The sequence below is a fragment of the Bradyrhizobium sp. 199 genome (genome assembly GCF_023073355.1).
GTDB lineage: Bacteria > Pseudomonadota > Alphaproteobacteria > Rhizobiales > Xanthobacteraceae > Bradyrhizobium.
Genome location: NZ_JADPJI010000005.1, coordinates 2,428,520 through 2,450,079 on the forward strand (window position 1 = coordinate 2,428,520; position 21,560 = coordinate 2,450,079).

General features: G+C 63.9%; 21 protein-coding genes. 16 read left to right on the plus strand and 5 right to left on the minus strand.

What is annotated here, in order from left to right; all coding sequences use genetic code 11:
• The first annotated feature begins 20 nt into the window (after positions 1–20).
• The 3 genes from oxc (at position 21) to IVB28_RS20330 (ending at position 3,718) form a co-directional block, all read left to right on the plus strand.
• Positions 21–1,754: an oxalyl-CoA decarboxylase gene (oxc, locus tag IVB28_RS20320; RefSeq protein WP_247528431.1), complete on the plus strand. Its 1,734-nt coding sequence runs from the start codon at positions 21–23 to the stop codon at positions 1,752–1,754.
• Positions 1,755–1,902: 148 nt separating this feature from the next.
• On the plus strand, positions 1,903–3,180 hold the full coding sequence (gene frc, locus IVB28_RS20325) for a formyl-CoA transferase (protein ID WP_247528432.1): 1,278 nt from the start codon (positions 1,903–1,905) through the stop codon (positions 3,178–3,180).
• Positions 3,181–3,535: 355 nt separating this feature from the next.
• Positions 3,536–3,718 carry a hypothetical protein gene (locus IVB28_RS20330; RefSeq protein WP_247528434.1) on the plus strand — a complete coding sequence of 61 codons (183 nt, stop codon included), beginning with the start codon at positions 3,536–3,538 and terminating at the stop codon, positions 3,716–3,718.
• Positions 3,719–3,786: 68 nt separating this feature from the next.
• Here the strand turns inward: IVB28_RS20330 and IVB28_RS20335 are convergent, their stop codons facing one another.
• The 4 genes from IVB28_RS20335 to IVB28_RS20350 form a co-directional block, all read right to left on the minus strand.
• Complete coding sequence (locus IVB28_RS20335) at positions 3,787–4,011, minus strand: hypothetical protein (protein ID WP_247528436.1); 225 nt, start codon at positions 4,009–4,011, stop codon at positions 3,787–3,789.
• A gap of 50 nt (positions 4,012–4,061) precedes the next feature.
• Positions 4,062–4,304 (minus strand): transcriptional regulator, encoded by a 243-nt coding sequence (locus tag IVB28_RS20340; protein ID WP_247528438.1) that lies wholly within the window; start codon positions 4,302–4,304, stop codon positions 4,062–4,064.
• 97 nt (positions 4,305–4,401) lie between these two features.
• Entirely contained in the window at positions 4,402–4,611 is a 210-nt protein-coding gene (locus IVB28_RS20345) for a cold-shock protein (RefSeq protein WP_091953905.1), read from the minus strand.
• Between the two features lie 255 nt (positions 4,612–4,866).
• Positions 4,867–5,955, minus strand: a complete 1,089-nt coding sequence (locus IVB28_RS20350) for an alpha/beta fold hydrolase (RefSeq protein ID WP_247528617.1) — start codon at positions 5,953–5,955, stop codon at positions 4,867–4,869.
• A gap of 246 nt (positions 5,956–6,201) precedes the next feature.
• On the opposite strand from IVB28_RS20350, the gene IVB28_RS20355 reads away from it, so the two are divergent.
• Complete coding sequence (locus IVB28_RS20355; protein ID WP_247528440.1) at positions 6,202–6,645, plus strand: SRPBCC family protein; 444 nt, start codon at positions 6,202–6,204, stop codon at positions 6,643–6,645.
• A 211-nt stretch (positions 6,646–6,856) separates the two neighbouring features.
• On the opposite strand, the gene IVB28_RS20360 is transcribed toward IVB28_RS20355, so the two are convergent.
• Positions 6,857–8,188, minus strand: a complete 1,332-nt coding sequence (locus tag IVB28_RS20360) for an Hsp70 family protein (RefSeq protein ID WP_247528442.1) — start codon at positions 8,186–8,188, stop codon at positions 6,857–6,859.
• Between the two features lie 343 nt (positions 8,189–8,531).
• Here IVB28_RS20360 and IVB28_RS20365 point away from each other — a divergent pair, with 343 nt between their 5' ends.
• The 12 genes from IVB28_RS20365 to IVB28_RS20420 all read left to right on the plus strand — a co-directional run bounded on the left by IVB28_RS20365 (position 8,532) and on the right by IVB28_RS20420 (position 21,400).
• Positions 8,532–8,669, plus strand: a complete 138-nt coding sequence (locus IVB28_RS20365) for a hypothetical protein (RefSeq protein ID WP_247528444.1) — start codon at positions 8,532–8,534, stop codon at positions 8,667–8,669.
• 240 nt (positions 8,670–8,909) lie between these two features.
• Positions 8,910–10,196, plus strand: coding sequence for an oxalate/formate MFS antiporter (gene oxlT, locus IVB28_RS20370; RefSeq protein ID WP_247528446.1), 1,287 nt, complete (start codon positions 8,910–8,912; stop codon positions 10,194–10,196).
• A 246-nt stretch (positions 10,197–10,442) separates the two neighbouring features.
• Positions 10,443–11,765, plus strand: coding sequence for an oxalate/formate MFS antiporter (gene oxlT, locus IVB28_RS20375; protein WP_247528447.1), 1,323 nt, complete (start codon positions 10,443–10,445; stop codon positions 11,763–11,765).
• A gap of 177 nt (positions 11,766–11,942) precedes the next feature.
• Positions 11,943–12,371: a CBS domain-containing protein gene (locus IVB28_RS20380; protein WP_247528449.1), complete on the plus strand. Its 429-nt coding sequence runs from the start codon at positions 11,943–11,945 to the stop codon at positions 12,369–12,371.
• A 105-nt stretch (positions 12,372–12,476) separates the two neighbouring features.
• Positions 12,477–13,496, plus strand: a complete 1,020-nt coding sequence (locus IVB28_RS20385; RefSeq protein WP_247528453.1) for a 2-dehydropantoate 2-reductase — start codon at positions 12,477–12,479, stop codon at positions 13,494–13,496.
• Complete coding sequence (locus IVB28_RS20390; protein ID WP_247528457.1) at positions 13,496–14,281, plus strand: fumarylacetoacetate hydrolase family protein; 786 nt, start codon at positions 13,496–13,498, stop codon at positions 14,279–14,281. The genes IVB28_RS20385 and IVB28_RS20390 overlap by 1 nt, the downstream gene beginning before the upstream one ends.
• Before the next feature lie 613 nt (positions 14,282–14,894).
• Positions 14,895–16,301, plus strand: coding sequence for a hypothetical protein (locus IVB28_RS20395; RefSeq protein ID WP_247528458.1), 1,407 nt, complete (start codon positions 14,895–14,897; stop codon positions 16,299–16,301).
• 215 nt (positions 16,302–16,516) lie between these two features.
• Entirely contained in the window at positions 16,517–16,720 is a 204-nt protein-coding gene (locus IVB28_RS20400) for a hypothetical protein (protein WP_209965301.1), read from the plus strand.
• A 45-nt stretch (positions 16,721–16,765) separates the two neighbouring features.
• The gene (locus IVB28_RS20405; protein ID WP_247528459.1) at positions 16,766–17,416 is read left to right on the plus strand and encodes a hypothetical protein; all 651 of its coding nucleotides are present in this window, start codon (positions 16,766–16,768) and stop codon (positions 17,414–17,416) included.
• A gap of 381 nt (positions 17,417–17,797) precedes the next feature.
• Positions 17,798–18,793, plus strand: a complete 996-nt coding sequence (locus tag IVB28_RS20410) for a nitronate monooxygenase family protein (protein ID WP_247528460.1) — start codon at positions 17,798–17,800, stop codon at positions 18,791–18,793.
• Between the two features lie 25 nt (positions 18,794–18,818).
• On the plus strand, positions 18,819–19,787 hold the full coding sequence (locus IVB28_RS20415) for a zinc-binding dehydrogenase (RefSeq protein ID WP_247528461.1): 969 nt from the start codon (positions 18,819–18,821) through the stop codon (positions 19,785–19,787).
• A gap of 239 nt (positions 19,788–20,026) precedes the next feature.
• Positions 20,027–21,400, plus strand: a complete 1,374-nt coding sequence (locus IVB28_RS20420) for a cation-efflux pump (RefSeq protein ID WP_247528462.1) — start codon at positions 20,027–20,029, stop codon at positions 21,398–21,400.
• Positions 21,401–21,560: the final 160 nt, after the last annotated feature.

Genomic DNA, 21,560 nt, shown 5'->3' on the forward strand with positions numbered 1-21,560 from the left:
AGACCAGGGAGACAAGGCCCATGCTGAATACCGCGACCAAGTCCGAGGCACCGGGCACCGAGCAGGAGCTGACGGACGGCTTTCATCTCGTCATCGACGCGCTCAAGCTGAACGGCATCAACACCATCTATAATGTGCCGGGCATCCCGATCACGGATTTGGGCCGCATGGCGCAGGCCGCCGGTATTCGCGTGATCTCCTTCCGCCACGAGCAGAACGCCGGTTATGCCGCGGGCATTGCCGGCTATCTCACCAAGAAGCCCGGCGTCTGCCTCACGGTTTCGGCGCCCGGCTTCCTCAACGGTCTCACCGCGCTCGCGCACGCCACCACCAACTGCTACCCGATGATCCTGGTCTCGGGCTCCTCCGAGCGCGAGATCGTCGACCTGCAGCAGGGCGACTATGAGGAAATGGACCAGCTCGCGATCGCCAAGCCGCTGTGCAAGGCGGCCTATCGCGTGCTGCACGCCCAGGACATCGGCATCGGTTTCGCCCGCGCGATCCGCGCCGCGGTCTCGGGTCGTCCCGGCGGCGTCTATCTCGACCTGCCGGCAAAGCTGTTCGGCCAGGTCATGAGCGCCGATGCCGGCCAGAAATCACTGGTCAAGGTGATCGACGCCGCTCCCGCCCAGATCCCCTCGCCCGCTTCGGTCAAGCGCGCGCTCGATGTTTTGAAGAGCGCAAAGCGTCCGCTCATCATCCTCGGCAAGGGCGCGGCCTACGCGCAGGCCGACGAGGAGATCAAGAGCTTCGTCGAGAAGAGCGGCGTGCCGTTCCTCCCGATGAGCATGGCCAAGGGCCTTCTCGCCGACACCCATCCGCAGTGCGCCGGCGCGGCCCGCTCGACGGTGCTGAAAGAATCCGACGTCGTCATGCTGATCGGCGCCCGGCTGAACTGGCTGCTCTCGCACGGCAAGGGAAAGAGCTGGGGTGAAGCGCCGAAGAAGTTCATCCAGGTCGACATCGAGCCGCGCGAGATGGACTCCAACGTGGAGATCGTCGCGCCCGTCGTCGGCGACATCGGCTCGGTCGTCTCCGCCTTCAACCAGGCGATGGCAACGGGCTGGACCGCTCCGCCCGCCGAATGGACCAAGGCGATTTCGTCCAAGCGCGAAGAGAACGTCGCCAAGATGGCGCCGAAGCTCATGAACAACAAGTCGCCGATGGACTATCACGGCGCACTCGGCGTGCTGAAGAATGTCATCAAGGAGTACCCCGAGGCGATCCTCGTCAACGAGGGCGCCAACACGCTCGACCTCGCCCGCGGCGTCATCGACATGTACAAGCCGCGCAAGCGTCTCGACGTCGGCACCTGGGGCGTGATGGGCATCGGCATGGGCCAGGCGATCGCAGCCGCGCTCGAGACCGGCCATCCCGTGCTGGCGGTGGAAGGCGACTCGGCCTTCGGCTTCTCCGGCATGGAGGTCGAGACCATCTGCCGCTACAATTTGCCGATCTGCGTCGTCATCTTCAACAATGACGGCATCTATCGCGGCACCGACGTCAACGGCGCCAACGCGGATCCGGCGACGACCGTATTCGTCAAGGGCGCGCGCTACGACAAGATGATGGAAGCCTTTGGCGGCGTCGGCGTCAATGCGACCTCGCCCGACGAGCTCAAGCGCGCCGTCAACGAAGCGATGACCTCCGGCAAGCCGACGCTCATCAACGCGGTGATCGATCCGGCCGCAGGCTCGGAGAGCGGCCGCATCGGCAACCTCAATCCGCAGAGCGTCCTGCAGAAGAAGAAGTAGGGCATGATCCGGAAAAGTGCGCAGCGGTTTTCCGGAAAGATCATGCCCAACAAAAAGAGCTAAGGCGCCAAACGCGCTTCAGCCTCCACTCCTCAACCCTTAATTCCCTGCGGCTTGCGGGGGCAGACACAGAGTACGGAGCAACACGATGACCAAAGCGCTCGCGGGCGTTCGCATTCTCGACTTCACCCACGTTCAATCAGGACCGACCTGCACGCAATTGCTGGCATGGTTCGGCGCCGACGTGATCAAGGTGGAACGTCCGGGCGTGGGTGACATCACCCGCGGTCAGCTGCAGGACATCCCGAACGTGGACAGCCTGTATTTCACCATGCTCAACCACAACAAGCGCTCGATCACGCTCGACACCAAGAATCCCAAGGGCAAGGAAGTCCTCACCGAGCTGATCAAGAAGTGCGACGTGCTGGTCGAGAATTTCGGCCCCGGCGTGCTCGATCGCATGGGCTTCCCCTGGGAGAAGATCCAGGCGATCAACCCGAAGATGATCGTCGCCTCGATCAAGGGCTTTGGCCCGGGGCCGTACGAAGATTGCAAGGTGTATGAGAACGTCGCGCAGTGCACCGGCGGCGCCGCCTCGACCACCGGCTTCCGCGACGGCCTGCCGCTCGTCACCGGCGCGCAGATCGGCGATTCCGGCACCGGCCTGCACCTGGCGCTCGGCATCGTCACCGCGCTCTATCAGCGCACGCATTCGGGCAAGGGCCAGCGCGTCACGGCCGCAATGCAGGACGGCGTGCTCAACCTCGCCCGCGTCAAGCTGCGCGACCAGCAGCGTCTCGCCCACGGCCCGCTCAAGGAGTACAGCCAGTTCGGCGAAGGCATTCCGTTCGGCGATGCCGTGCCGCGCGCTGGCAACGACTCCGGCGGCGGCCAGCCCGGCCGCATCCTGAAGTGCAAAGGCTGGGAGACCGATCCCAACGCCTACATCTACTTCATCACCCAGGCTCCGGTCTGGGAGAAGATCTGCGACGTGATCGGCGAGCCCACCTGGAAGACCGATCCGAACTACGCCAAGCCTGCCGCCCGCCTGCCGCGCCTGAACGAGATCTTTGGCCGCATCGAGCAGTGGACGATGACCAAGACCAAGTTCGAGGCGATGGAAATCCTCAACAAGGACGACATCCCCTGCGGCCCGATCCTGTCGATGAAGGAAATCGCCGAGGACCAGTCGCTGCGCGCGACCGGCACCGTGGTCGAGGTCGACCACCCCACCCGCGGCAAGTACATCTCGGTCGGCAACCCGATCAAGCTATCGGATAGCCCGAGCGAGGTGGAGCGCTCCCCGCTGCTCGGCGAGCACACCGACGAGATCCTGCGCTCCGTGCTCGGCTTCAGCGACCACCAGGTCGCCGAGATCCACAAGTCCGGCGCCCTCGACCCGCCGCAGAAGCAGGCCGCCGAGTAAGCGGAGTGATCAAAGAAAGAGGAAGGGCCGCCGGTTTCGGCGGCCTTTTTTGTTGCCGCCGAGATGGACTGTGTCCCAAATCCGCACGCTTGCGGCCTCGAAACAGCTAAGGCGGAATAAAGACCGGCTTTTGGGAACCGATGCGGCAACCAGCTATTGTCATCTCGACCGGCGTGCCGTCAAATACGGGCATGCTACGACGACAGCGAGCAACTGAACGCCTCGCAAAAGACCTGCCCAATGCTGAAGAAGTCGGCGCCTCCTCCCTGGCGGGCGAGGCCTATGCGCGCAGCATGCGAAAGGAAAGGCGTCGCGTCCCGCTGGGACCACGAACGTTCATGAAAGTGAGGGCAAAATGTTGAAAGATCAATCATCTGATCGCGCCAAGCGTGAAGCCAATAAGGCATTCAAGCCTGCCAAACCTCAGAAACCGATCAACGACTATGCGAAGGACCAGAACTCCTTCAATGAGAATCGGGAGCGGTTGAAAGCGGAGCGATTGGCCCGCGAAGCCAAGCCGGGAAACCGCTCCGACTAGGACGCGCTGACCAGCTTCCGATCGCAACCGCACTGGAAGCCTGGCATCGAACTCAATACCTCTTCGACCTAGAGCATCGAAAGCACGACGATCCCGTCTTCGAGCTCGCCCGAGGCCAGCCGAGTCCGCGCGATGCGCTCGAATTCCGTTCGGTTCTTTTGAAGATAGCTGAAGGCCTGCTTCTGCGTCAGGAACGTAGTGGCAAGTCGGCACATTTGCCGTCCCGCGCCAAGCGCGAGAAAGAACGTGATTGTGCCACCGTTGTCCGGCTTGATTCTAGGCACGACCCGCACTCTTGGGCATGTGACCGGCCCTCTGCAGATTTTGTCGGCGCTATTGGCGCCTATGGCGGCAGCTTCTTCTTGCGCTTCGCCGGGGTCGGCGCCGGCAACGATGCGCGAAGATTTGCATCGGCCGCCTCCTTGGCTTCGCGCAGCTCTCGAAGCCGCGCCATGTTCTTGCGAACGTCGATCGCCCGCTTTGCCGCGTCCGCCGTAGCGCGCGCGCCCTCTTCGGCCGCCAGTCGCTGGCGGTTGGACCGCGCGATGCTTTCGGGTGACGGTTCTGCCGATTTCCTGGCGCTCATCCTTCACCCTGTATCGCAACGGACAAAACCCGCTCAATCCGGGGATCGAGCGGGCAGCGTGGCCGTTTCAGTACATCCGTGAAACGGCGCCAGGAGCTCAAGCCAGCGAGAGATTCTCGGCGCTGACCTTGCCCCGCATCTTATCGGTCTTGGCCTCGAAATTGACCTTCTGGCCTTCCGCGAGACCCGCAAGACCAGCCCGTTCGACCGCGCTGATGTGAACGAACACATCGCTGCCGCCGTCGTCGGGTTGAATGAATCCAAAGCCCTTTTGGCCGTTGAACCACTTTACAGTACCTGTCGTCATAGTCTTCTCCAAAGCGCATGCGCGCACGTTCCGCGTGATCGTCACGCAGGAAAAATTCAATTCGTCGATGTCTTCGGAAAAGGAGCCCGCGGGCGCATTCAACAAGGCACAGCGGCTGAACGAACGGATTCAAGGTACACCTCACCATCCTCACATGCAAGGCTCGGTGAGCGTTAATTGCGCTTGCGACCCCGGTGGAACATTTTCCAGGTCTGAGGCGACATCAACTGCGCGAATTCACCTCCCGCGAAACACTCAGCGACCACCGCCAGCAAGCTGCTCGCCAAAGTACTTCACCACCGCCGCGTTGAAGTCGCGGTGGAAGGCCACCCTGTCAAAGCCCGCCGGCACATCGGTGCAGATGCGCGGGACGGCCGCCGCAAGCTCTACCGAACAAGGCGCAAGGAAAGCATAGTGGCCAGCCGCAACAACGTGGATGTCGGGCTTGCCCGGCAGACTGTCCGCGACACGCGCGGTACCCGCGCCGTCGCCGACACCCGGACCGCCGAATTGCGACCGCCAGAACTGGAAAGGGATCTGGATGGCGGCGAGATTCTCCCGCGTGAGGACGGTCGGTGGAGGGTCGACGATTACTGCGGCGCGGATCCGTGCATCCGGCCGTGCGTCGGGCGGCATCTCTCCGTTGTGAAGCTCTGCGCAAGCGCCAGTCGTTTCCTTGCAAAAGCTGGCGACCCGCGCGAAATCCGGCTTGGTCCCCATCAACACAAGGCCGGTTGAGGCGCCGAGCGAAAAGCCGAAGAAGCCGACCTTGGCAGGATCGACCACCGACCTGTCCTTCCAGTCCGTCAGTACGAAATCGAGCAAACGCACGACGTCCGCCGGACGCGATGCCCAAACCGAGAGAGTGTCGCGCCTGGATGAGTCGCTATAGGTGTCGCCGGGATGATTGATGGCGGCGACGACGAAGCCGGCGTCGGCCAGTGTCTCCACGGTGTCATGGTGTTGGCCAAACCACCCGCCCCGGCCATGCGAGAAGATCACCAGCGGCAGCTTTGCGCCGGTGACGGGACAGTCCTTCGCGCCCTTCAGGTCGAAATCGGCGCCGACCGAAAGACTGCCAAGCGCCACATGCGTCGGCTCGGCCGCGCACGGATACCAGATCGCGCCCGACAGCGCCGGGCCGGATTCAAGGAGTTGAATGCCCGCAGCCTCCGCGGGCGAAGCAAGACAGCACAGAATGACGGCAAAAGCCCAAAGCGCGCTGCGCACCGGAGGTCCTCTAATTTCGCGCAGGAGTTGAACGAAGAACGGCAGCGGAATTGTGGCTTCCGTTGTGCGGCGTACGCATTGGGGGCTGATCCTGCTAACCGGGATGGAGGTCACCAAGTCACGACTGACAAGGCCGCCTTCGCGATGTGGAGCGTTCGCCCCGAGCAGCGCAGCGAGTTCGGCGATTGGATTTCACGCCGACGCCGCAGGATATCCGAGCCGTCTAAATAACCGGCCAGACAAACGTCCAACAAAATAATTCGACACTCCTGTCGGATCGGCGCGACCCCGGTCGTCCTCGTGACATGAATGGGCCATAGACGCGCATCTCGGGCCCATCGATCACTGAGGATAACAACCATGCCCAGCACTGTCCGCCTGCACCGCGTTCTCGCCACCAGCCCGGAGAAGGTCTATCGCGCCTTCCTGGAGGCCGATGCTATGGCGAAATGGCTTCCGCCGAACGGCTTCACCTGCACCGTGCACCATTTCGAGCCCAAGGTGGGCGGCACATTCAAGATGTCGTTCCGGAATTTCACGACGGGCAACAGCCATTCGTTCGGCGGCGAATATCTCGAGCTCGTGCCGGGCGAACGTCTTCGCTACACCGACAAGTTCGAGGATCCCAATCTGCCGGGTGAGATCCAGGTCACCGTGATCCTGAAGAAGGTCTCGGTCGGCACCGAGATCGACATCACGCAGGCCGGCATCCCCGACGTCATCCCGCCGGAGGCCTGTTATCTCGGCTGGCAGGAATCGCTGCGCAATCTGGCGAAGCTCGTCGAGCCCGAGATCAACCAATAGCGAGGAAGAAGCGCGGCCCGATGACAGGCTCCGCGAAGCAATCCAGGAGACCTCCGGGCAATAGCCTGGATTGCTTCGTCGCAAGAGCTCGTCACAATGGCAGAGAATGAGGACCGCTCCGGGAGACAACTCACTTCGAGGCTCTTGAGGCCTGTGCAGCCGAACGAATGCAGGTACAAGCGAGGCCGACACGAGTGGTTTGCAACGTCTGTTACGCCCCCGCCTTTGGCGTGATCCCCCCGCCTGCGGTCCATCTGTCCGGATCCGGGCTGTGTCCGATCAGCGCTAGGCCATAGGCGATCGACTCGAACTGGTCGCCCGACATCAGGCGCTCGTTGCCGAACCGCTCGGCGAACAATTTCCGGACGGCTGGCACAAAAGAAGTGCCACCGGTCAAGAACACCTTCTCCACCTCGCGCGCGGTGATGCCGGCCTCGCCGAGCACCTTGTCGACGGTGGCGCCCAGCCGGGCGATGTCGTCGGCGATCCAGGATTCGAAATTCTTCCGTGTGATGGCCGCGCCGATCTCGACCCCGCCGCCTCTGAAGCGAAAGTCGACTTCCTCCTGCGCCGACAGCGCCACCTTGGCATCGGATACCGCGCGGTACAGCGAGAAGCCGAGATCGAGATCGACGATGGTGATGAAATCCTCGAGCCGCTCCGGCTTCAGCGCGGTGCGCGCAAGCTCCCGCAGCTCGCGCAGATCGCCATTGCTCTTCATCATCGCCAACTGATGCCAGCGAGCGAGGTTGGTGTAATGGCCGCTGGGGATCGGCAGCACCTTGTCGAACGAGCGAAAGCTGGAACCTTTGCCGAGCCGCGGCGAGACCACGTGATCGACGATGCGATAATCGAACGTGTCGCCGGCGATGCCGATGCCGGCGTGGCCGAGCGGCTCGGCCCGCAGATGGCCGCCCGCGCGGGAAAAACGCATCACCGAGAAATCGCTGGTGCCGCCGCCGAAATCCGCGACCAGCACGGTGGCATCGCGCTCGAGCCTTCGGGCAAAGGAGAACGCCGCGCCCACGGGCTCGTAGACATAGCGGGCGTGGCCGGCACCCAAGCGCTCGAACGCGGCGCGGTAGCGCTGCATCGCCAGCGCCTCGTCGGGATTGCCGCCGGCAAAGCGCACGGGGCGGCCGACCGTGATGGTCGACGTCTCAAAGCCGAATTTGTCGCCGCCATGGCGCGCCAGCGTCCGCAGGAACGCCGCCAGGATGTCCTCGAACTTGAAACGCTGCCGGAAAACCTGCGTGGTGTTGAAGCTGCTGCTCGCAGCAAACGTCTTGAACGACTGGAGGAAGCGGTAGACGTGGCGGCCTTCGAGGAACTGCTCGATCGCCCACGGGCCGCCCTCGGCCTGGGCGCCGGCGCCCGGCCGATCCTCCCAGAAGCACAGCGCAGACACGTAGACGCTGTGGCGCTGTCCGCCATGGTCGAAACGGATGGCTTCGACCCGGCGGTCGTCCGCCGCGATGGCGACGACGGTATTGCTGGTCCCAAAATCGATGCCGATCGAGACGGCGGGCGAGGCGCTCGACATGAACCACTCTGATGGTTGATTGGATGAGGGGGCGGACCACTAGCGGCTTTGCATGTGCGTGCCAAGACCGCGCTTAGCGGTGCGGCCAGAACTGGGTCTTCCCCTGCGAAATTCTCGCATGGTGCAGCCCGCCTTCTGCGCTCTCGGGAAAGAAAGACCCGGCCAAGCCGCGGGGACGGGCAACTTTATGTCCGGAATGGCCCTTTAACCTAATATTTATGCTGCAATGCGAGAGGCTTAATGCTGCTATGCAAACAAGATCGTAGACATTGGCATCTGGCATACATAGGTTGCCCTCAGAAATGAGACAGCAAGGCTGACCGTCTCAAGAAAGGGATTCCCGATGTCCAAGACCGCTTCCGTTTTTCTCGCCCCGTCCTCCTCGCTGTTCGCCCGGCTGATGGCGACGATCGATAGCCTGCTGATGGCGAGCGCCGAAATTTCGAACCACAACGGCGATCTGCCGCGTTTCGGCCTATAAGCCGCACTTTGCCGCGGCCACCGCGCCGCGCGGCGGTTTCAGAACGATCCACATGCTACTTTTGATGAATGGCCCCGCAGGACGGGGCCATTTCTACTCGTGCTGTCCGAGTCACAGTTGCCGCTGAAGAAGGCTGCGACATTTGCGCACGGTGATCGGACAGCGCTTGAAGCTTGGCATAATGCATACAAGAATGCCTCTCCAGCGCTCGCGAAAATTAGAGGCGCCACGGGAGGCTTTATGACGGACATGGTGCAGGCAACGGCCCCTACAGCCGCGCGCGTTAGCGACACGTATCGCTGGGCGCAATTGGCGGTCGGTGTAGCGGCGATGGTGATGATCGCCAACTATCAATACGGCTGGACGTTCTTCGTCCCCGACATCCAGAAGAAATTCGGCTGGGATCGCGCGTCGATCCAATGGGCCTTTACGCTGTTCGTGCTGTTCGAGACCTGGCTCGTGCCGATCGAAGGATGGTTCGTCGACAAATACGGTCCGCGCATCGTCGTGCTGGTCGGCGGCGTGCTCTGCGCCATCGGCTGGGCGATCAACGCGCAGGCGACCACGCTAAACGGCTACTATCTCGGCATGATCGTCGCGGGCATCGGTGCCGGCGGCGTCTACGGCACCTGCGTTGGCAACGCGCTGAAGTGGTTTCCAGACAAGCGCGGTCTTGCCGCCGGCATCACGGCCGCCGGCTTCGGCGCAGGCTCCGCGCTGACCGTCGCGCCGATCCAGGCCATGATCAAGGACAGTGGCTTCCAGACCACCTTCCTCTATTTCGGCCTCGGCCAAGGCATCATCATCTGCATCCTCGCCTTCTTCCTGCTGGCGCCGAAAGCCGGCCAGGTGCCGAGCGTCGTGGCGAACGCAAATCTGCAGCAGACCCGCCGCAACTATCAGCCGACCGAGGTGCTGCGTCAGCCGATCTTCTGGCTGATGTACTTCATGTTTGTGATCGTCGGCGCCGGCGGCCTGATGGTGACGGCCAACCTGAAGCCGATCGCGGCCGACTGGAAGATCGACAATGTCCCCGTGACGCTGATGGCGGTGACGATGACCGCGGTGACCTTCGCCGCCACGATCGACCGCGTGCTCAACGGTCTGACGCGTCCGTTCTTCGGCTGGATCTCCGACATGATCGGCCGCGAGAACACCATGTTCATCGCCTTCGGCATGGAAGGTTTCGGCATCTGGATGCTCTACCTCTGGGGCCAGGATCCGCTCTGGTTCGTGCTGCTGTCGGGCTTCGTGTTCTTCGCCTGGGGTGAGATCTACTCGCTGTTCCCCTCGACCTGCACCGACACGTTCGGCTCCAAGTTCGCGACCACCAATGCCGGCCTGCTCTACACCGCGAAGGGCACGGCCGCGCTGCTGGTCCCGATCGGCAACTACATGCAGCAATCGTCGGGCAGTTGGGACAATGTGTTCATCATCGCGGCGGGCGCCAACATCCTGGCTTCGCTGCTGGCGATCGCGGTGCTGAAACCCTGGCGCAAGGTCGTGGTCGCGAATTCGAGCCTCTGACACGCGCCAACCAGTTCACCAAGCCAAACGCCCGGCCTTACGGCCGGGCGTTTTCGTCTGCGCCGGCCTTTGACCGACACGGGGAACCGCAGATTTACTGGAGGGAGCACCGAGTTAGGGCTTGCTTTCTGGAATATGGTATACCAAGCTCCGCGCCGCGCTTGCGACGATAAGCCACAACACTTGCGACACTGGCTCATCTTGCAATCCCAAGTCGCAATCAGTCAGGCGCGTTGGGAGGTTCTGATGATTTCCAGCACGGACGGCGCCGTCACGGCGGCGCCTCTTCGCTCCGGTTTCCGCTGGCTCCAGCTCGGCATGGGCATCGTCTGCATGGCCATGATCGCCAATCTGCAATATGGCTGGACGCTGTTCGTCGATCCGATCGATGCGGCCCATCATTGGGGACGCGCCGCGATCCAGCTCGCTTTCACCATCTTTGTCGTCACCGAGACCTGGCTGGTGCCGGTCGAGGCCTGGTTCGTCGACAAATATGGCCCGCGTATCGTCATCATGTTCGGCGGCGTGATGATCGCGCTGTCCTGGATCCTCAACTCCTACGCCGACTCGCTCACTTTGCTCTACACAGCCGCGATTATCGGCGGCATGGGCGCGGGCGCCGTGTACGGCACCTGCGTCGGTAACGCGCTGAAATGGTTTCCGGATCGCCGCGGCCTCGCAGCGGGCGCGACCGCCGCCGGTTTCGGCGCCGGTGCCGCGCTCACCATCGTGCCGATCGCGAGCATGATCGCATCGAGCGGCTATCAGCACGCCTTCCTCACCTTCGGCATCGGCCAGGGCGTGATCGTGTTCGCACTCGCCTTCTTCATCCAGCCGCCGCGGCTGTCGATCCCGCCGAGAAAGAAGCAGCTCAATCTGCCGCAGACCAAGATCGACTTCACTCCGCCGCAGGTGCTGCGCACCCCCATTTTCTGGGTCATGTACCTCGTCTTCGTCATGGTCGCCTCGGGCGGCCTGATGACGGCGGCACAGATCGGCCCGATCGCGCACGACTTCAAGATCGCCGACACGCCGGTCACGCTCGCGGGCTTCCAGATGGCTGCACTGACCTTCGCGATCTCGCTCGACCGCATCCTCGATGGCTTCGGCCGCCCGTTCTTCGGCTTCGTCTCCGACACGATCGGCCGCGAGCACACCATGTTCATCGCGTTCGGCACCGCTGCGCTGATGCTCTTGACGCTGTCGGCCTACGGTCACATTCCGGTGGTCTTCGTGCTGGCAACCGCGGTTTATTTCGGCGTGTTCGGCGAGATCTACTCGCTATTCCCCGCGACATGCGGCGACACCTTCGGCTCGAAGTTCGCAACCACGAACAACGGCATGCTCTACACCGCCAAGGGCACCGCCTCCCTGCTCGTTCCGCTCGCGAGCGTGATCTCGGCGGCCTATGGCTGGAAAGCCGTGTTCGTGGTCGCGGTGGCCTTGAACGCGACGGCGGCGCTGCTGGCGCTGTTCGTGATCAAGCCGCTGCGCCGCTCCTTCATCCTCGGCAAGGAAGCCGAGCGCGCTGAGGCCGCGACCGGCGGCGCCAAGACCGAGACGGCGTAACAGCCCGCACGCTTTCGCACGACGAGAGAGGGGCGCAGCGATGCGCCCCTTCTTTTTGTCTCGATGACAACCGTCAGGATCGCTGTCGCAAGATTTTTCGGGTCGCCCAAATCCAGTGCTTGACGATTGGCATTATGTATACCACACTTCCATCAACATTCACCCAGGGAGGTTGCAATGCTGGTCGGAGACATTCTGCGCAAGAAGACGCCGCGCGTCGTCACGCTGCGAATGAACGAAACGGTGGGTATCGCCGCCAAGCTGATGCGCGCCAACAACATCAGTGCTCTCGTCGTCAAGGACGTCGTCCGCTCCGAGGGCAACACCGCGGTCGGCATGTTCACCGAGCGCGACGTGGTGCGCGCCGTCGCCGAGCACGGCACGAATGCCGTCAACGTCAAGGTCTCGCAACTCGTCTCGGTCCAGCAGCTCGTGTCCTGCACCTCGAACGACACGATCGAGCACGTCCGCCATCTGATGAACATTCATCACGTCCGCCATTTGCCTGTGATCGACGATTACAGCCTCGTCTCCGTCATCAGCATGCGCGACATCGCAGCTGCCATGGACGAGGCCATCAACGGCAAGCCGCAAGCAGCCGCCTAGCGATACGACCCTTCCCCTGTGACTACCGGCCCCGGCTCGGATCCTTCCGAGCCGGACCGGATCTTTCGTCCCAAATTCCGGCTTCGGCTCCTTCGCGAGGACTTCATGAAGATCTGCATCTACGGCGCCGGCGCGATCGGCGGATATCTCGGGGTTCAGCTCGCTCGGACGGGCGCCGATGTCAGCCTCATCGCACGCGGCGCCCACCTTGCCGCGATGCGCGAGGGCGGCCTGACGCTGCTCGCGGGCGAGGAGAAGCACACCGTACATCCGCGCTGCACCGACGATCCCGCCGAGCTCGGCGTGCAGGACTACATCATCATCACGCTGAAGGCGCATTCGATCACCGGCGTGATCGAGAGGATGCAGCCGCTGCTCGGGCCACACACCCGCATCGTCACCGCCGTCAACGGCATCCCCTATTGGTACTTCTACAAGCACGGCGGCCAATACGAGAATTCGACGCTGGAGAGCATCGACCCCGGTGGGCGGCAGTGGCGCGAACTCGGCGCGGAACGCGCCATCGGCTGCATCGTGTATCCCGCCACCGAGATAGAGGCGCCCGGCGTGATCCGCCACATCTACGGCAACAATTTCCCCCTCGGCGAGCCCTCGGGCGAGATCACTCCGGACGTGCAGCGCCTCGCTGATCTCTTCGTCGCCGCCGGGCTGAAGGCCCCGGTGCTCGACCGCATCCGCGACGAGATCTGGCTGAAGCTCTGGGGCAATGTCTGCTTCAACCCGATCAGCGCGCTCACGCATGCAACCCTCGACGTGATCTGCACCGATCCGGCGACGCGCTCGTTGTCGCGCGCGATCATGGTGGAGACGCAAGGGGTTGCCGAGACCTTCGGAGTCAAATTCCGCGTTGACGTCGAGCGCCGCATCGAGGGTGCCCGCAAGGTCGGAGCCCACAAGACCTCGATGCTGCAGGATCTCGAACGCGGCCGTCCCATGGAGATCGACCCGCTCGTCACCGTGGTGCAGGAGATGGGCCGCCTCACCGGCATCGCTACGCCCGCGCTCGACTCGGTGCTGGCGATGGTGACCCAGCGCGCCCGCATCGCCGGTCTCTATGACGGCGTCTCGACGCCATCAGATCCCCGCGCATTGGCGGTGGCGTGATGACGACCGAGGTGAAAAACTGGCTGCGCTTCCGGAACAAGGGCACGACCGGTTTCGGCACGCTGACGCCATCGGGGATCAGCGTGCACGAGGGCGAGATGTTCGGCCGCAACACCGCGACCGGCAAGACTCTGGCGCTCTCGGACGTCGAGCTGCTCGCCCCGTGCGCGCCCAGCAAGATCGTCGCGCTCTGGAATAATTTTCACGCGCTCGCGGCCAAGCTCAACCAGCCCGAGCCGTCGGAGCCGCTCTATCTCCTGAAAGCCACCACCAGCATCACGACGCCCGGCGCCGTGATCCGCCGTCCCTCTTATTACGACGGCAAGACCACCTACGAGGGCGAGCTCGGCATCGTCATCGGCAAGACCTGCGCGCGTGTCTCCCCCGGCGAGGCCGACAGCTTCATCTTCGGCTATACCTGCGTCAACGACATCACCGCCAACGACATCCTGACCAGCGACCCCACCTTTCCGCAATGGGCCCGCGCCAAGGGCATCGACGATTACGGTCCGTTCGGCCCCGTCATCGCAACCGGCCTCGATCCCGCAAAACTCATCGTCCGCACCATCCTCAACGGCGCGGAGCGGCAGAACTACCCGATCTCCGACATGATCTTCTCGGCGCAGGAGCTGGTCAGCAAAATCTCTCACGACATGACCCTGCTCCCGGGCGACCTGATCGCCGTCGGCACCTCGGTCGGTGTCGGCGTGATGAAGGAGCCGGTGAACATCGTGACCGTCGCGATTGACGGCATCGGCGAGCTCACCAACGAGTTTCGGTTGTAGGTCTCCGTCCCGGCCCGAAGCAGTCGCGGACCCGGAATGAAGCTCTGTCGCCTTTTTTGCTCCGCACCGCAGCAAAATTGATCCTGCGCAAATCGGCGGCCGCGGCCGCCGCTATCCTTCCCGGCAAGACATCGATTTCCGATGCAAGGGAGGACGCCATGACGAATGCCACCAACGCACTTCTGTGGACGGCCCTGTACTTCGCTCTCTCGTTCGCCGCGATCTTCGCGGTCTGGTTCGCGGACAAGATGCGGTCGAATTTGCTGAGGAAACCCTAGCCGGAGGCAAGCTCGTTCGTCCTTGACGTTGGGCGGATGGTCTTGGTCCAAGCAAGCGGACCCAGCATACGCGCACGTCACCTGGCATGGCTCCGCTGCGCCTGGCCCTGACGGATCCCGGCGCTGCCCGCCCGGAACGTCGGCGAAACCCGGCTATGACCAAGCCGAATCCGGATGGGTCCGGCTCTTCCCGCACGCCCCTTAGCCAGCCGGCTCACGCGGCCGGCTGTGGATCGTCCGGCCGCAAACGCGCGGGGTCCCCGGCGCCCCTTGATCTCCGGTCCGCTCTTCAATAGCAACACAGGGATATCATGCGCCGGCGTGAGGAATTCACGATGTGGCTGTTTTTCCTGATTGCGTGGTTTGCCCTGCTCGCCGTCATTGGGATCGTCGCCCAGCAGGCGTTTGGTTATGACATCGCCCACCTGACTGCCTGGTTCGCGGGCCTGTCCCCGCCGCAGCGCATCGCGACCGGCGCGATCCTGGCCATCGGGTTTAGCCTGATCGGCGCCTCCGCCTGGCGGCTGTCCCGCCAGGACCGGCGCCTCGACACCCTGCGCGAGCGCCTCAAGAAGACCCGCGAGGACGTCGTCGTCGCCCATGCCCTGCAAAGCCACCTCGATGCCACTGTCCAACACCTGATCGAGAGCGATCCCAGAGAGGCCGTCTCCGCCCTCCACGACAAGCTGGGGGAGACCGAGCAGCGCGCGCGGCTCCAGCAGGGCCGCAACGAATCCACCGACATGCACGACCAACTCGCCGAGATCCGCCGCCGCCAGCAGACGCTGCGCGAGATGGTCGGCAAGGTCGCCGATCAGCGCCGCGCGGTCGAGCCTGTCTTCACCGAGATCCGCGACCGCCAGAACCAGCTCGAACGCTCGCTGCACGACCTCGAGACCGACGACCGCAAGAACAATCTCGCCGACCGGCAGAGGGACATCGCGCGCGACGTGTCGGCCCTGCTCGGACGGGTTAACGCGGTCCAGGAAACATTTGCGGCCCTGAACCAATACAAGGAAGATCTGGCGAAATCCCACGCCGAACTGGTGCCGCTGCGATCAACGGATGCCGGCATCAACGCCCTGATCAGCGAGCTCAGCCTCAGCCATGAGCGCCTTGCCAAGACCATCGACGAGCTCGATACCAGCGGCGAGGTGCCGCTCGGTACCCGCGTGGAAACGCTGTCGAAGAACAAGATCGGGATCGAGCAGCGCCTCGCCCGCATCGACGACAGCTTCAACATTCTCAACGCGATCCGGCTCGACTTCGAGGAGCTCGGCCAGCGCCGGGCCCAACTCGAACGCTCGCTCGTCGATGTCGAGACGGACGCCGACGGCAAGACCCTCACGGAGCGCGAGAACGCGCTGAACGATTTCATCCTCCAGTCGCGCCAGCGGCTCGGCGCGCTGCAGGAGACACTGGCGACGCTGAACGCCTTCAAGGCGGAACTGTCGAAGTCGCAGGCCGATCTCGTCCCGCTGAAGGCCCCTGTGTTCGGTATCGAGGCCCTGATCGCTGATGTCGGCACCACCCGCGATCTCCTCGCCAAAACCGTCGGCGAGATCGAGGCGAACGGCGACGTCACTCTCGCCTCGCGCGTCGAGACGCTGACCAAAAGCAAGCGCGAGGTCGAAGACCGCCTCGCCCGCATCTTCGACAATTTCAACGCGCTCGATGCCCTGCGCAAGGACATCGGCGGCATCTTCTCGACAATTAGGAACAGTTTGAACCGGATCGGGTGAATTGCAGCGTAGGATGGGTAGAGCGCAGCGAAACCCATCCTACAGACCGCCACCACGCCCATCTGAAACATCCGTACACATCACATCTGCGCGCGCCTGATCAATGCCGCCAACATGTCCCGGGTGCGCCGCAACTTGGTCGCATTCCGCCGCCCTTCTGTGAGGCGTGTCTGGGGGCACGGCATGGCCGTGTTTGGGCCAAACCTTCTAGGGGTATCACTGTGAAGAAGATTGTATTTGCTCTGGGTGCGACGCTTGCTCTGGTGACGGCTGCGAACGCTGCGGATCTGCCGCGCCGCCAGCCCGTGCCGGTCTATCCGGCCGAGCAGGCGCCGATCGGCAAGATGCCGATTGGCAAGAGCCCGGTTGGAAAGGCCCCGATCGGCAAGGCGCCGGGCCCGGTCGCAGCGCGCTACTGACGCGCGCAACACCAGCGTAAGCGGCCGACAGTCGAGGGGCACAGCGTGACGAACAAACCTGATCGATCGGGATCCTGCATCCTTGCGGGGCTTGCCCTCGCAGCGATGATCGCATGCCTGATGCCCTCGGCTTCGGCGCACGAAGCCAACAAGCGCGTTGCCGACGCCAATGCGCTTGCCACGACCGACTCCGCATCACGGCCGGCGCCGCAATCGACGCGGCGCTCGGTCGCGCGCGTGGAGAAAGGTCCCTATTACGTCGACTTCCGCGCCCGCACGGCCGCGAGCTGGGGTCACGCCTTCGTCTGGTACGGCAAGACCAGCGAGCGCGCCGTGGAGGTCGCAGGGCTGACGCCCGCCGGCGACACGCTCGCTTACGTGCTCGGTCACATCACCTTTGTGCCGTCCGAGACCGGCGCGAGCTACGGCGATCTCGATCCGGACTATCTGACCGCGAGCTATCGCGTCTATCTGAACGAGGCCGACGCCAAGCGCGTGTTTGCCTATATCAAGAAATTGCAGGCGAGCTCGCCGGTCTGGAACGCCGAGACCACCAACTGCACCGGCTTCATCGGCGACATCGCCGAGTTCATGGGCCTAGCGGTCCCCAATCGCTGGCAGCGTCCGGAAAATTTCGTCAACCGCCTCAAGGAAATGAACGGCGGCCGCCAGATGGTGCGGCTGTCGGCGGAGTAGGCGAATTCTTGTAGCCTCGGCCGCATAGCTGTAGCCGCCTTGTAGCCCGGATGGATCGCAGCGAAATCCGGGACCACCTCCCTTGTCGCACCAACCCGCGTTGCACTTCGCTCCATCGGGGCTGCGAACCTCGATCATCTTCCATCGCCGTCATTGCTGAAGCAATGGCGCATACCGGCCACACCGTCGTCCCGGCGAAAGTCGTGGCTGCGCCGGGAACGGGGACACTGCTCTCAATTATCCGCCCGGCGGAATCCCCTCACCTCCCGCATGATCGCCCCGCCCCCACCGCAAGCCGACGCAATAGACATTTCCCGACCCGGGCGGCATCCTGCGGCCATCAACGGATAACAGAGCGCCACGAGGCGGGGGAAACACATCATGTTGCAGACGCGGTTCACCAAACTCGTCGGCGTCGAGCACCCGATCGTCCAGGGGGGCATGCAATGGGTCGGCCGTGCCGAGCTGGTCGCCGCGGTCGCCAATGCCGGCGCGCTCGGCTTCATCACGGCACTGACCCAGCCGACGCCTGAGGACCTCAGGAAGGAAATCGCGCGCTGCCGCGACCTCACCGACAAGCCGTTCGGCGTCAATCTCACCATCCTGCCCGCGATCAAGCCGCCGCCTTACGCCGAATATCGCGCCGCCATCATCGAGAGCGGCATCAAGGTGGTCGAAACCGCCGGCAACAAGCCGCAGGAGCATGTCGACGAGTTCAGGAAGCACGGCGTCAAGGTCGTGCACAAATGCACCAGCGTGCGCCACGCGCTCTCGGCCGAGCGGATGGGCGTCGACGCCATCTCGATCGACGGCTTCGAATGCGCCGGCCATCCCGGCGAGGACGACACGCCCGGCCTGATCCTGATCCCGGCCGCCGCCAACAAGATCAAGATCCCGATGATCGCCTCGGGCGGCTTCGCCGATGCCCGCGGCCTCGTCGCCGCGCTGGCGCTGGGAGCCGACGGCATCAACATGGGCACGCGCTTCATGGCCACCAAGGAGAGCCCGATCCATCAGCTCATCAAAGAAAAGATCGTCGCCAATGACGAACGCGAGACGGAGCTGATCTTCCGCACCATGCGCAACACCTCGCGCGTCGCCAAGAACGAGATCTCGACCAAGGTCGTCGCGATGGAGAAGGAAGGCGCCAAGTTCGAGGACATCCGCGAGCTCGTTGCGGGTGCCCGCGGCAAGATGGTTTACGCGACTGGGAATTCCGACGAAGGCATCTGGTCGGCTGGCCAGGTGCAGGGCCTGATCCAGGACATCCCGACCTGCGCCGAGCTCGTCTCCCGCATCGTACGCGAGGCGGAGGCGATCATCCGGAGCCGGCTGGAAGGCATGATCGTTCAGCCGCAACGCGAAGCGGCGGAATAGTAACTGCAGGAAGCGGGAGCAATCCATGAAGGCCTACGTCTACGGTCCCAACGGCGCGACGATCTCCGACGTCGCGCAACCAAAACCCAAGGGCGCGCAGGTGCTGGTGCGCGTGCGCGCCTGCGGCCTCAACCGCGCCGACACCGGCATGCGCAGGGGTCACGCCCATGGCGCGGCGGGCGGCGTCGGTGCCGTGCTCGGCATGGAATGGGCCGGCGAGGTCGCCGAGCTCGGGCCCGACGCGAAGGGCATCAAGATCGGCGACCGCATCATGGGATCGGGCGGCGCGGCGTTTGCGGAGTACACGCTAGCCGATCACGGCCGGCTGTTCCGCGCGCCTTCCAACATGAACTTCGAGGAGGCGGCCACCCTGCCTGTCGCGCTCGCGACCATGCACAACGCCGTCGTCACCGTCGGCGGCGTGCAGCCGGGCCAGAGCGTGCTGATCCAGGGCGCCAGCTCCGGCGTCGGCCTGATGGCGATGCAGATCGCAAGGCTCAAGGGCGCAAAGCTCGTGATCGGCTCATCGACGGACGCCACCCGCCGCGGCCGGCTGAAGGAGTATGGCGCAGACCTTGCGGTCGACAGCTCCGATCCGGAATGGGTTGACGAGGTCCTGAAGGCGACGAACGGCGAAGGCGTCGATCTCATCGTCGATCAGGTCTCGGGCACGGTCGCCAATCAGAACCTCGCCGCAACCAGGGTGAAGGGCCGCATTGTCAATGTCGGCCGACTCGGCGGCACCCATGCCGATTTCAACTTCGACCTGCATGCAGCGCGCCGCGTCGACTATGTCGGCGTCACCTTCCGCACCCGCACCATCGAGGAGGTCCGCGAAATCTTCGAGGAGGTCCGCAAGGATATCTGGGGCGCGGTCGAATCGCGCAAACTGCAGCTTCCGATCGACAAGGTGTTCGCGTTCGACGACATCGACAAGGCGTTCGAGCACATGGAGGCGAACAAGCACCTGGGGAAGATCGTGGTGACGGTGTGAGGGCGATGCCCGGTCTCGTAGGTTGGGCAAAGGCGCAAAGCGCCGTGCCCCCGAGTCATTCGCGAGGGATAGAGATCGTGGGCACGCTCCGCTTTGCCCACCCTACGAGACCGTGCCCGTGGCAGGAGCGTGCATTCAATTCGGAGGCATTCGCAAACAGCTCCGCTCCTGCAAGTCACTAGCGACTACTCCTGTGGATCATCGCTTGATGTTCACCCACGCCCTGCTAAATCCCCGCCATGACTTCCCAGCATGACAAAACCTCGGTCGCCGCGATCTCGATCTTCGCCAGCGGCGGCATGGCGGCGGCCAAGTTGGCGGTCGGGATCGCGATCGGCTCACTTGCACTGATCTCCGAGGCGCTGCACTCCGCGATCGACCTGGTCGCGACCATCATCACCTGGGCGGTGGTGCGGGTGTCCGACAAGCCGGCGGACGAGGAGCATCATTACGGCCACGGCAAGCTGGAGAGCGTCTCGGCGCTCGGTGTCACTGCCCTGCTCTACGTCCTCGCCGGTGGCATCCTGGTCGAGGCCTATAGCCGATTGCGCGAGGGAACCCCGCCGCCGACCATTTCGGCCGTGCCGTTCGTGGTGCTGGTGATCGACATCATCGTCAATCTTTGGCGCGCTCGCGCCCTGCACCGGGCGGCGCGGGAGACGCGGAGCCAGGCGCTCGCCGCCGACGCGCTGCATTTCGCCTCCGACGTGATGGGCTCATTTGCCGTCATCGTCGGTCTGATCCTGTCCGCCCTGGGCTTCTGGTGGGGCGATGCGGCCGCAGCCGCCGCAGTCGCCGTGATGATCGCCCTGCTCGGCCTGCGCATGGCCGGCTCGACGGTGCAGACGCTGGTCGACCGCGCCCCCGAGGGCGCGCACGAGAAGGCCACAGCCGCGATCCGCAGCGTGGCAGGCGTGATCGATATCGAGCGGCTGCGGGTGCGCATGGTCGGAGCGACCACGTTCATCGACACCATCGCAAAGGTGCCGCGGACCTATCCGATCGACCGGGTCGAGGACATCAAGCGCAACGCGCAGGCCGCCGTCACCAAGGCGTTCGGCGATGCCGACCTCACTTTCGCCGCGGTGCCTGTCGCGCGCGACAACGAGACCGTGCGCGACCGCATCATGGTGATCGCGCACAATTCCGGGCTCGCCATCCACCATGTCACGGTGCACGATCTCGGCGCCAAGCTGATCGTCAGCATCGACCTCGAGGTCGACGGCGGAATGCAGCTCGACGCCGCCCATGACGTCGCCAACACCCTGGAGCGCAACATCCAGGTGGAGTTCGGCGAGGACGTCGAGGTCGACGTCCATATCGAGCCATTGGAACCGGAACTGCCGTTAGGAATCGATGCCACGCCGGAACGGGTGCAGACCATCGCCGCGGCCCTGACGGAATATGCCGCCGGCGGCGAGATTCACGACATCCATAATGTCCGCGTCCGCAACACCGATGCCGGCGAGATCGTCAACTTCCACTGCCGCGCCGCGCCGTCGATGAGCGTCATCAAGGTGCACGAGCATGTCGACGCGGTCGAGCGCGCGCTGCGGCGCGCGTTCCCGAGCGTGAAGCGCGTCATCAGTCACGCCGAGCCGCCGCGCGCGTGACGAGGCGCACGAGACGAAGAACGCGCGAGGATGCACACGTTCTCGTTTCGGACTCCTCGCGTTCGTGCGTTTGCGGACGGGCGACGCGCAAACCGGCCATTGGATAAGAATAATTTCGCATTAACGATTCGTTGACTCTCGACAGCCCGCGAAAACTGGA